This is a genomic window from Vibrio sp. Vb1574 (assembly GCF_033338675.1).
The window spans coordinates 44790-55725 of sequence record NZ_JAWOTC010000030.1 but is presented as its reverse complement, the minus strand read 5'-3'; the positions used below and the strand labels follow the sequence as shown (position 1 = coordinate 55725).

Sequence of the window (10936 nt, the reverse complement as noted above, 5' to 3'; positions counted from 1 at the left end):
AAGGCATTCGGCCACCAATCCATCACCGACTTATCTGTAGATGTTTGCCCACCATGCATAACTGGACATTTACCTACCGAACCGCCGTTTGCTTTGCTCATATAATGCTCCTTCGTGTCGTGGTTGTGGTAACCACTCTTTGTTATTCAATAAATCGAATATCCACCTCAAACAGCGTAGTTCATACACTGTTTTTTTAGTTAACGCCAAGTCAAAATTTCAAACATTTCAGCGAATAAATAATTGTTATCAAACATGTACCTATATGCAGAAAATATGGATAGAGATCAGTTTAAGTCCATACCTGAATACTTAATCCCAGACAGCCTCGCCATGTTGTGATCCCAGGTCGCTAAATCATGATGACTAAATTCATTCAGAGCGTGATGACCACACGCCCTCGCCATGACTTTCATGAGCTCTACCGAGGATTCGAAGAAATTTTTCAGTTGCTGGGATGACTTTTCGACGTCGAGACGCTGCCTCAAATCGGCATTTTGTGTCGCAATGCCTGCCGGGCAATTATTGGTGTTGCAGATGCGAGCGGCGACACAACCGATCGATTGCATCGCACTGTTTGCTATCGCTACTCCGTCTGCTCCAAGTGCCAACGCTTTGACAAAATCCGTAGGAACTCGCAACCCACCGGTGATGATTAATGTGACGCGGTCACTTTCACCTTTTTCATCTAAGTACTTACGTGCACGAGCTAATGCAGGAATGGTGGGCACACTAATATGATCACGGAACATAGTTGGCGCCGCACCCGTGCCACCACCGCGACCATCTAAGATGATGTAATCAGCCCCAGCATCAAGCGCAAACTGAATGTCTTGCTCAATATGGTTGGCACTGAGTTTAAATCCAATTGGAATGCCGCCTGTGATGCCACGAACTCTGTCAGCAAACTTTCTGAAATCGTGAGTAGTGTGAAGATCTTTGAACGTTGGTGGTGATATCGCTGGTTGTCCCTCGGGGATGCCTCTCACCTGAGAGATCTTACCTACATTTTTATTTGCAGGCAGATGACCACCCGTGCCCGTTTTTGCTCCTTGCCCACCTTTAAAGTGAAACGCCTGAACATTAAGAAGCTTAGATTCGTCGTAGCCAAATTGAGCACTAGCAAGCTCATAGAAATACCGTGAATTAGCGGCTTGCTCTTCCGGTAACATGCCACCCTCACCAGAGCAAATCCCAGTCCCTGCCAACTCTGCACCTTTTGCTAGCGCAATTTTCGCCTCTTCAGAAAGTGCGCCAAAACTCATGTCCGACACCAACAAAGGAATAGCGAGTCTGAGCGGCTTACGCGCATTTGGTCCCACAATCAACTCGGTAGACACAGGAACGTCTTCCAACAACGGTTGTGTCGCCATTTGCGCCACCATGATTTGTATAGCATCCCAATGTGGTAGCAAATGCCTAGGAACCCCCATTGCAGCCATCGGACCATGATGACCGAGTTTAGAGAGTCCTTCTCTCGCTAATTGGTGGATAAACTCGAGGGTTGGTTCTTCTTGAGTAGCAGACGCTGTTGGTTTGTCTCTTTTCTCTGGCTTTTGTTCCGGTCCCTCTTTACCGACTTGCTCTGCGGTAAATCGCTTGTGTGTACCATCACAAAAAGGAGCATTGGCGGTATGCTTACATTGGCAGAGATAGGCATCTTCGTCTTTTTCCGCACTAAAGCTCATTGGCTTTAAGCCGGTTCCCGAATGAGACCCATCGCAGTAAGGTTGTTTTTTAGAACGCCCACATCGGCAGAAGTAATATTCTTGCCCAGCTTTCAACTCTACTTTGATCGGCTTGTTATCAGCGATGATTGGCTTGCTCATGTTGCCCCCTATTTATTATTGTTAACCATGCTTTCTCGCTGGCTTGCAATAAGCGTAGAACAGGAGCGTAAAGAGCGTCAGTGTCGCCGAGTAAAATGCGCGATTGTCGCCCGACTAACCTATACTTTTTATGGGTCTCATACACGTGGAGGCTATATGACTATTGCAACCCGATTAGATGAATATTTGACTGAGCATAACATTCACTTTCAAACCGTGAATCACAGCCACAGTCATAGCTCGCTACAAAGTGGTGTTGCAGCAGGTGTGCCTTTAATGAATATCGCAAAAGGTGTGATTCTAGAGGATCATGAAGGGCGTCATATGATGGCGGTCTTACCTGCCAACAACAAAATCAGTTTGTCGAGATTAAACGACGAATTTAATGCCACCTTCCACTTGGTGAAAGAGCGTATGGTTTACCGACTCTTCACCGATTGTGAACACGGCGCTATTCCACCGATTGGTAGCCCTTACCACATGTCGACAGTTTGCGATGAAAGACTAGCAAACTTGGAACATGTCTACCTTGAAGCTGGCGATCATGAAACTCTGATTAAGCTGGACCGAAAGGCGTTTAAAGAACTGATGAACGACTGTAGATATCTAAGATTCAGCAGTGAAGTTCTGCATTAAACTTGCCAAGATATTTCGACATTTCCTGAACAAGGCTCTTTCAACAAGAGCCTTTCTTTGTTTTGTTGGTAGCACGCGATGGAAGTTTCTCGGACTTTGGTGCCCAGCGTTTCAGAGCATATAGAAACAAAAAACCGCCTATTCGGGCGGTTTTTTATCAATCAAATCATAATTATTATCGAACAAAGATCTTTTGGATCGCTTTTATCGCCATAGCCCTACGGCGCATTAATACGCTCGTTCTTGGCAACCATTTCGGTGTGTGAAGAATGGTTTTCGCATGACTAAAAGTTCTGAATCCTTCCTCTCCGTGATAATGCCCAATACCCGATTCACCAACGCCACCAAAAGGCGCATCTTCAGCGCCAACATGTAAAACCGTATCATTAACGCCGACGCCACCACTGTGGGTGTTGCGTACAATATGTTTGATGGTCGATTTGTCGTCCGACATAACATACAGCGCAAGTGGTCTTTGGTGCTGATTAATGTAGTCAATCGCTTCATCAACGGCATTGTAGGGCTTAACAGGTAGAAATGGCCCGAAGATCTCCTCTTGCATGATTCGCATATTCGGCGACACATCCGTGACCAAATGAGGATACAGAAGTCGTTCCTCTTGGGGCGACGCTTCAACAGTGTGAAGGTTAGCACCTTGCGCTTTTGCATCCTCAAGTAGCGCAGTCAAACGATCATATTGTCGTTGGTTGACAATATGGGTCAGCTTTTGATTCTTGTTGGATTTTAAATAGAGCTTTTCAAAACGTTTTAAGAATAGCGAAATGAACTCTTCGACACGTTCTTGCGGTACAAATGCGTAGTCAGGCGCGACACAAATCTGGCCTGCATTAATGCATTTACCAAACAAGATAGCATCAACGGCTTTCTTCATGTCTGCATCTTTTGCAATGATCACCGGGGACTTTCCACCCAACTCTAACGTCACCGGGGTAAGGTTTTCCGCTGCCGCTTTTGCCACTGCGCGACCAACACTCGTAGAACCCGTGAACAAAAGGTGATCGAATGGCAGTTGGCTGAATGCTTGTGCGACGTCTGCTTCACCCTCAAAAACTTCGACATACTCAGACAACCCACGGCAAATATCGACGATGACTTTATTGGTTTTTGGCGTAAATTCGCTGAGCTTCATCATCACGCGGTTGCCAGCAGCCAATGCTGTCACTAAAGGCGCAAGGCTCAAAATCACAGGAAAGTTCCACGGTGAAATGATCCCGACGACACCTAACGGTTGATACTGAACGGTGACTTTAGAAGGTGCGAGCAATAAGCCGGATTCGCGCTTGCTGGGTTTGCACCATTTTTTTAGTCGTTTGAGGGTATAATTAATATGCGAGACCGTTGGCAAAACGTCGGTCATGGCGGTATCAAATTCTGAGCGATAGCCAAAATCGTCACTTAACGCTTCAACCAAAGCTTGTTTGTTCTCAAGCAGCGATTTTTTTAACAAAACGAGGCGCTGTTTACGTTCATCCAAACTAGGATAAGGCTCGGCTGCATATGCCGCTTTTAAGCGTCCGAGGCTTTGCTGTAACAAGTTATCTACTTCAACCTCTGTGATTGCGTTCATGATGCTTCTCCTAGCCTAGTTTCTACCAATGACGCCCCAAGTTAACACGAGCGCAACAATGTTACTATTGTAGCGCTCGTGAAGTTAGAGTTCGAACTCTGATTAAAATATCTCTGGGGTGGATACTACATCAAACGTAGTTCATAAATGCCTAGTCGTTGAGAGCGGTCAAGCATATCGAACTCATGATCAACGTATTCTTTTAATGTGGCGCCTGCACGCTCAGCAATATTGATGCTAGCGATGTTATCTTCCATACAATGGAACTGAATGAATTGTGCGTGCCCTTTCTGCTTCAAAAAAGGGATCAATACTGCGAGCACTTGATCAATCACACGATGGCCTCGCCCATTGTTGGCAAGCCAGTAGCCAATTTCAGTAACACGCGTATGTGAATCCACACCTTTAATGCCAATAACACCCGTAAGCTGCTCATCAAAATAAATTGCACACCAGTGGGAATCCAGCGCGTTACTGTTCACTCGCTGGGAAATGTAGTTAACGGCCTCTCTATGATTCGTGACAGAATCCGTCCAAGGTAGATAGCCCTCAAGGCTCTCTCGGTGAGTGTTCACAACCTCTAGTAAAGCGGACGCGTGTTTCGTGTTGAGGGGCTCAATTGAGACCCTTTGCGAGACGGAAAAACGCTTCTGTAAGTGATTTCCTTGATACGTCTCTTGGCATGTGACTTCATCCATAGATGTTATTCCTTTTTATTGTGAACGCTCAGCGCAAATCCTAACGCTTCATTTTATGAGAACAAACCTCTCTATAAAAACTAATCAAAGCCGTTGCCGTTCATTTAGCCCTTTTGATCGATCAGCGTAAATGGCGTTAGTGATGCCACATCTACATAATGTTTCCATACATGTTCATAGAGGTGATGCTGATTGGCAAACGGAGCCAGCTGCTTAGCTTCTTCAAGCGTACACCAGCGATACTCTGTATGCTCTTCGTTAAGAACAACTGATTGGTTAGGCGGACAAAGTAGCACAAAACATGGGATAACCATGATACGGTTATTTTTTGCTTCGTAGAACTGCTCTAGAAAGTCTGCTGTATGTAACTCAACTTGGTCAATTAGTGTCTCTTCTTTTAACTCTCTTAAAATGGTTTGCCACCCGGCTTCACCCGCTTCGATACCACCTGCAACATGGCACCAATAGCCACCTTTTACGCGTTTGAGTAACAGCATTTTTTCTATGCCATCAATTTTTGAAATGACAACGCCTGAAACATGCGTTGCTTTTATCGGGATCATGTAAGCTCCTTAAATATCGAGTTTTTATTGTTACGCTGAGAGAGGCAGATTAATTGCTACGTATTCTACTGTTTATTCATCTTGTCGACAGAAGTGTTTGAGTTGAGAGGATTTAATCGCTAACTAAGTATGCTAAAGTGAGATCTGTCGCAACAAATGAGCAGTAAAATGTCCAATTCATTCAACACTATGATTCCCATCGGTGTGCGCTTTATGGTGCTTTCCGCGTTCGGCTTTGCTCTGATGTCGGCTACAGTAAAGCACGTCGGCAACTACGGTATCCCCGTTTTTGAAATCGTTGCAGCAAGAGCGCTCGTTTCACTTATCATTAGTTATTTCGATGTAAAGCGAAAACGAATTTCTGTATGGGGCAATAATAAGCCATTACTATTTGCACGCGGTGCTGTGGGTACGATGGCTCTGATGTGTGTATATTATTCAGTGACCACCTTACCTTTGGCAGAAGCGACGATATTCCAATATATTCATCCGGTATTTACTGCACTACTCGCCGTATTTTTCTTGAAAGAGCGCATCCAGCCGTCAACTTTCCTTTGTATTGCGTTGTGCTTACTCGGCATCTATATCATGGTAAGTCCAGAAACGGGGCAAGGCTCAGATAGCGCTTTACCAATGTTTAGCGTCATGATTGCGATCTTAGGCGCATTTGGTAGCTCAATTGCCTACGTCATTGTCAGAAAACTGAGTCAGACAGAAGACAGCTCAGTGATCATTTTCTATTTCCCGTTGGTTGCTCTCCCCTCTTCACTCTTACTGATTGGCGACGATTTTGTAATGCCCGATCTATATCTGACTTTCATGTTGGTTCTAGTTGGTGTCTTTACCCAAATTGGACAATTGGGGTTAACCAAAGCGATGCAAACTCAACAAGCGGGTAAAGCCTCCGCTTATTCGTATATCCAGATCGTATTTTCTGTGTTGTTGGGCATCATTTTCTTTGGCGAGGTTCCGATCATTTGGACGTACGTCGGTGGCGGTCTGATTGTTACAGGCGCATTAATTAATGCGTTTGGTCATCACTTACGGTTACCTTTTATTAAGCGCAACGCTTGATATACCTCGCCAGAACCGTAAACACGACATTTAGAAAAACAGCCAGAGTGACTCTGGCTGTTTTGTGTTTAGCCTAACGTAAAGCTGATATTTTTAACCCTGCGATACCAGCGACAATCATTAGCAAGCTTAAGGCTTTGATAAGTGTTGCTGGCTCATTGAACAGATAAATACTCACGACTGCCGTACCTATTGCGCCAATCCCTACCCATACTCCATAAGCAATGCCTAAAGGCAAGGTTCTTAACGCAATGCCAAGCAACCAAAAGCTCAATAACATAAAGACAATAGTGAATGCCGAAGCACCGAATTTGGTAAACCCTTGTGAATATTTAAGACCGACAGCCCATGCGATTTCACACAAGCCCGCAATGAAGAGAATTCCCCAAGCCATGTCACATTTCCCAACGAGATGGGGTCGTCCCCGAGAAAAGATAGAGCGGTGAGGTCGTCCTCACTTCTGATTGACTGCTTATTATATACGGAAATCTAAACATAAAAAATAAAACACGTCGATAAGCATACAACTCAAACATCTCATGCACGCTTAAATTCTACGCTTTTCTTTTTAACGGTGGCGGACTCTCTATTTCGCATCAATAACGACACCGTTTTTTAACAATTTACATATAACCTTCTGGTGTTGAAAGTGTTGCATTTATTGCACAAATCACACAAAAACTAATTGAACATGTAAATATGAAAACGTTTGTGTGACTAATATCGCTTAAAACAATGACTGATGACTTTAATATTCAGCCGAATTAATTATAAGGTATGACGTACCCATGAAAGCAATCAAAACCTCTATCGCTGTCCTTGTTGGCGCCGCTCTACTATCTGGATGTAATGACGATACTGAATACGTCAATGTCCAGCCTAAAGAAGTAAAAATAGCGACTTACAACCTCTCTTTTGACCGCGCTACCTTCGAAACTTTGGTAGATGAAATGCAAATTGAACCAACGCAGCAAGCTGCGTTGGTCACCTCTTATTTAGACGGTTCAATCGCAGCCGAAGACAAAACCACTGCGGAAAAAGTCATTCAAATTCGTAACGTTGCAGCAATCATTCAAAAGAATCGTCCTGATGTTCTTATGATGGCGGAATACAACAACGACGGAACAGGCGAAAACAAAGCAGCCATTGAAGGATTCCAGAAGAACTACTTGTCTGTCGCGCAAAGTATCGATGGCGCGGGCGGTGAAGCAAACCTTGAGCCTATTGAATACCCTTATGCTGAATCTTACTCAACTAATACAGGGTTGTTGAGTGAGTTTGATCTCGACAACAACGGAACCGCAGGTCAAATGCCAGGTGATGCATGGGGCTTTGGCATGTACCATGGTCAATATGCATTTGCCCTTATGTCTAAGTATAAAATTGACACAGCAAACACACGTACATTCCAAGCATTTAAATGGAAAGATATGGAAGGTGCGAAAATTCCAACCATTACTATCTGCGATGGTTCGCAAAAGATTCCAGACGGCATGAAGTGTGGTGATGAATGGTACTCAGCGGAAGAATGGGATCAAGTGCGTCTATCTTCGAAAAACCACGTTGACGCACCAATCATCATTCCAACTCGCAATGGCGAGGAAGTTGTACACTTGTTGATGTCTCATCCTACTCCACCAGTATTTGACACCGGTAAAAACAAAGCGCAAAACGCAGCAGAAGTGGAGTTTTGGCATCATTACATTCAAGGCAAAGACTACTTTTACGACGATGCGGGTAAAACAGGTGGCTTAACGAACGGCGCTAAATTCGTAATGATGGGTGATCAAAACCTTGATCCAGTGGCTGGTGACGGTATTAGCTCTGTAATGCAAGAGCTGCACAACGATCCATTGGTTAACCAAACCGTGATGAATGGTGAGCTTTACCCAACAAGCTTTGGTGCAGCTGAACACGCTGTTGACCGCAGTTCAACTCACTCATATCCGAATCGCATCACTTCAACGTTTGGCTTAGGGGTAGACTATGCCTTGCCTTCAGCAAATTTGAATGTAATAGACTCTGGTGTGTACTGGTCAGCGTCTTATGAAGAGGGCCGTAAACTATTTAACGATGCACGTATCGGTAAGTATGGTGATGGTAAGGATGTATCTTCCGACCATCGCATGATCTGGATTAAAGCACAGTTCTAGACTGCATAAAAAAAGCCAACCACAAGGAGTCGTGATTGGCTGTATATATTTGTGAACAAGATGGTTCACTAACAACGTCAGTTGGCTAGGTGACCCTCGGCTTAGAAAGGGTCACTCATACTAAAGCATGAGGCGTGCCAACTTTTCAGCGCACAAAAACAGGTTGTTATTTAATCACTTTCATTAAAACTTAACCAATAGCTACTGTTTGCTCACAGAATAAATTGCAATTTGCAAACCACCATTGGCATTTCGCAATAAACCTGATCTTTAGCTCTTGCTTTTATTGCTTCCTAGCTAAGTCGCGTGCAAGGATTAACGCAAGTCCGAATACTTGCAAGAAGAGTCCGATATTCTTGTACCAAGCGATCTTTTCATCCTGCTTTGCCATTACCTCATTGAGCTCTACATTCTCAATGTAGTAATTATCGATGCGGTCTCTATACGAAGCTTGTGCCTGATTTATCTTTGACATTAGTTGAGGAAGTTGATCAATTTTTATTTCATCCGACTCGTTATGAACCCAAGAAGATAAATGCCCTGCTAATACCTCTTCTAGCTCTAAAGGTATCGCTACGCTCTGACTTATGTGCACATGCAGCAGTAAGGCTTCTCTTTTCCTTTCTAGGGTTTCCACACTGTTCCATGCGAGTTGGATGGAATACAAGTTTTCTGCTGTTTGCTCTGCGAGCTGCGAGTGCTGTTTACCCAACTTATCAAGGATTAAGCTAGTAACGATGATCGCGCCAATATTCAGTACTAATCCAATCAGAACGAGTACCCAAGGTGGTGGAATGTAACGTCGCAGACTTACCATAACTTATCGTATGGCAGGTAAATCATATTTAACACAACCAATGAAAGTATCACCAGAAATGTCACCTGCATCCCTCTAATGCGCTTTTTCAAGTCTTTTCTCAATATGCCTTTAGCATGAATAACTCGACCAATTACAAAAATAATACCGGTGAGATGTATCCATGTTGGGTAAGCACTATTGAATTCTAAAAGTGCCATTAAAATTAGGGTGATGGGGATATATTCTGTCGCATTGCTCTGGGCACTACGAGCAATTTGTAGAGCCTCTACCCCACCATCGGCATAAGCAATTTGATTTAAGCGACGTTGCTTAATTACTTGAACAGCCAACCAAATAATGAGTATTGCGAGAATGTTGGCATACAGAGCTGTGATCATATGTCGTCCTTCTTGATCTGGTTTTCACTAATATAAGCGTGTCACTTGGCTATAACTATAGCGGTATCATTATGATAATGCGTCAAATAATCTCAAGTTATGATTTCTATTCGGGCAAAAAACGAAAGCCAATGCTTCATGACATTAAAAATGCCCTCGAATGGAGGGCATAAGAATAAAGAAGCTAATATGTGAGAATATTGAAACCACTATAAGGGGTGTTTGACCAGCTTTTTGCGCCGATGCCCTTTGATAATACTTTCAAAAATTGTGAACAACAGCCCTACCCAAATAAATGCAAAGGTCACCGCTTTCACTTCGTCAAACAACTCGCCAAAAAACATAACTGCCAACACAAACTGCAAGCTTGGCTCGATGTATTGCATTAGACCGACGGTTGATAAATTAGTTATACGTATTGCGATAGAATAAAATACGAGTGGTAAAAGTGTGATAGGTGCACTGCCAAAATACAAAAGCAATGTTGTGGTATCTGTGCCCGAAGCCAGTTCGCCAGTTGCCCATTGTTTATAGAGCAAATAGGCGAGTGCAACTGGAGTCAGTAACAACGCCTCAACAAACAAGGTTGTACTCCAGTCATAATTTATCTTCTTCTTGTACAGCCCATACAAAGCAAAGAACAACCCCATCGTTAGTGCGATAACGGGCAGCTGACCATAGTGAATCACTTGGTACATAACACCAATTGTTGCCAGCACGATTGCAATAAGTTTGCCTTTTGAGAGCTTATCCCCAAGAATAAATACGCCCAGCGCAACAGATACTAATGGCCCAATAAAGAAGCCTAAGCTGGCATCGATGACCCGATGATGGGTCAAAGCCCAAGTGAACGCACTCCAAGAAATACACATCAAACTGCTCGCCACAAACGTGTACCACAAGGATTTTTTATCAAGCCAGATTTCTTTCCAATTCAGCCCTCGACGGGTTATCCCAAGTACAATTAGAAACCCGACAGGTACAGACCCAATGATTCGCCATGCTAGCAACTCATCCATAGAAGCATTTGGTAAATAACGATAATAAATTGGTAGCAATCCCCAGATCACAAAGGAGAATGCTGCCATAAAAGTGCCATAACGAGTGTTATTCATAAAACTATCGCCCATCTAAACGACCAATTTGGCGTAAGTAAACAAGTCCGCCTTACATAAAAAGGAATGCAATCCCGCAGTGA

At 43.8% G+C, this 10936-nt stretch carries 11 protein-coding genes; 3 read left to right on the top strand and 8 right to left on the bottom strand.

The annotated features are described in order from the left end of the window. Nucleotides 1-287 precede the first annotated feature (287 nt). The gene (locus R7O12_RS16930; RefSeq protein WP_171345650.1) at nt 288-1829 is read right to left on the bottom strand and encodes a glutamate synthase-related protein; all 1542 of its coding nucleotides are present in this window, start codon (nt 1827-1829) and stop codon (nt 288-290) included. A gap of 156 nt (nt 1830-1985) precedes the next feature. Between R7O12_RS16930 and R7O12_RS16925 the strand changes: the two genes are divergently transcribed. After that, the gene (locus R7O12_RS16925) at nt 1986-2465 is read left to right on the top strand and encodes an aminoacyl-tRNA deacylase (protein ID WP_005376501.1); all 480 of its coding nucleotides are present in this window, start codon (nt 1986-1988) and stop codon (nt 2463-2465) included. A gap of 175 nt (nt 2466-2640) precedes the next feature. Here the strand turns inward: R7O12_RS16925 and R7O12_RS16920 are convergent, their stop codons facing one another. The 3 genes from R7O12_RS16920 to R7O12_RS16910 form a co-directional block, all read right to left on the bottom strand. Beyond that, nucleotides 2641-4053, bottom strand: coding sequence for a coniferyl aldehyde dehydrogenase (locus R7O12_RS16920; protein WP_132937213.1), 1413 nt, complete (start codon nt 4051-4053; stop codon nt 2641-2643). 125 nt (nt 4054-4178) lie between these two features. Further along, nucleotides 4179-4751: a GNAT family N-acetyltransferase gene (locus R7O12_RS16915; RefSeq protein ID WP_047101443.1), complete on the bottom strand. Its 573-nt coding sequence runs from the start codon at nt 4749-4751 to the stop codon at nt 4179-4181. Between the two features lie 104 nt (nt 4752-4855). After that, nucleotides 4856-5314 carry an NUDIX hydrolase gene (locus tag R7O12_RS16910; RefSeq protein ID WP_047101439.1) on the bottom strand — a complete coding sequence of 153 codons (459 nt, stop codon included), beginning with the start codon at nt 5312-5314 and terminating at the stop codon, nt 4856-4858. A gap of 168 nt (nt 5315-5482) precedes the next feature. Here R7O12_RS16910 and R7O12_RS16905 point away from each other — a divergent pair, with 168 nt between their 5' ends. Then, nucleotides 5483-6388 carry a DMT family transporter gene (locus R7O12_RS16905; RefSeq protein WP_318126153.1) on the top strand — a complete coding sequence of 302 codons (906 nt, stop codon included), beginning with the start codon at nt 5483-5485 and terminating at the stop codon, nt 6386-6388. Nucleotides 6389-6461: 73 nt separating this feature from the next. Here the strand turns inward: R7O12_RS16905 and R7O12_RS16900 are convergent, their stop codons facing one another. Continuing rightward, nucleotides 6462-6782 carry a multidrug efflux SMR transporter gene (locus R7O12_RS16900; protein ID WP_318126151.1) on the bottom strand — a complete coding sequence of 107 codons (321 nt, stop codon included), beginning with the start codon at nt 6780-6782 and terminating at the stop codon, nt 6462-6464. A 394-nt stretch (nt 6783-7176) separates the two neighbouring features. Between R7O12_RS16900 and R7O12_RS16895 the strand changes: the two genes are divergently transcribed. Next, nucleotides 7177-8541: an endonuclease/exonuclease/phosphatase family protein gene (locus R7O12_RS16895; RefSeq protein WP_206954164.1), complete on the top strand. Its 1365-nt coding sequence runs from the start codon at nt 7177-7179 to the stop codon at nt 8539-8541. A 283-nt stretch (nt 8542-8824) separates the two neighbouring features. Here the strand turns inward: R7O12_RS16895 and R7O12_RS16890 are convergent, their stop codons facing one another. The 3 genes from R7O12_RS16890 to rarD form a co-directional block, all read right to left on the bottom strand. Further along, nucleotides 8825-9358, bottom strand: coding sequence for a DNA mismatch repair protein (locus R7O12_RS16890; RefSeq protein ID WP_318126150.1), 534 nt, complete (start codon nt 9356-9358; stop codon nt 8825-8827). Then, entirely contained in the window at nt 9352-9738 is a 387-nt protein-coding gene (locus R7O12_RS16885; RefSeq protein ID WP_206958808.1) for an MAPEG family protein, read from the bottom strand. Before R7O12_RS16885 ends, R7O12_RS16890 begins: the two co-directional genes overlap by 7 nt. 209 nt (nt 9739-9947) lie before the next feature. Further along, on the bottom strand, nt 9948-10853 hold the full coding sequence (gene rarD / locus R7O12_RS16880; protein WP_104976592.1) for an EamA family transporter RarD: 906 nt from the start codon (nt 10851-10853) through the stop codon (nt 9948-9950). Nucleotides 10854-10936 lie beyond the last annotated feature (83 nt).

Excerpts from the sequence above, each read along its gene's own strand:
- R7O12_RS16930 (WP_171345650.1), bottom strand. The coding sequence starts at position 1,829 with ATGAGCAAGCCAATCATCGCTGATAACAAGCCGATCAAAGTAGAGTTG.
- R7O12_RS16925 (WP_005376501.1), top strand. The coding sequence starts at position 1,986 with ATGACTATTGCAACCCGATTAGATGAATATTTGACTGAGCATAACATT.
- R7O12_RS16920 (WP_132937213.1), bottom strand. The coding sequence starts at position 4,053 with ATGAACGCAATCACAGAGGTTGAAGTAGATAACTTGTTACAGCAAAGC.
- R7O12_RS16915 (WP_047101443.1), bottom strand. The coding sequence starts at position 4,751 with ATGGATGAAGTCACATGCCAAGAGACGTATCAAGGAAATCACTTACAG.
- R7O12_RS16910 (WP_047101439.1), bottom strand. The coding sequence starts at position 5,314 with ATGATCCCGATAAAAGCAACGCATGTTTCAGGCGTTGTCATTTCAAAA.
- R7O12_RS16905 (WP_318126153.1), top strand. The coding sequence starts at position 5,483 with ATGTCCAATTCATTCAACACTATGATTCCCATCGGTGTGCGCTTTATG.
- R7O12_RS16900 (WP_318126151.1), bottom strand. The coding sequence starts at position 6,782 with ATGGCTTGGGGAATTCTCTTCATTGCGGGCTTGTGTGAAATCGCATGG.
- R7O12_RS16895 (WP_206954164.1), top strand. The coding sequence starts at position 7,177 with ATGAAAGCAATCAAAACCTCTATCGCTGTCCTTGTTGGCGCCGCTCTA.
- R7O12_RS16890 (WP_318126150.1), bottom strand. The coding sequence starts at position 9,358 with ATGGTAAGTCTGCGACGTTACATTCCACCACCTTGGGTACTCGTTCTG.
- R7O12_RS16885 (WP_206958808.1), bottom strand. The coding sequence starts at position 9,738 with ATGATCACAGCTCTGTATGCCAACATTCTCGCAATACTCATTATTTGG.
- rarD (WP_104976592.1), bottom strand. The coding sequence starts at position 10,853 with ATGAATAACACTCGTTATGGCACTTTTATGGCAGCATTCTCCTTTGTG.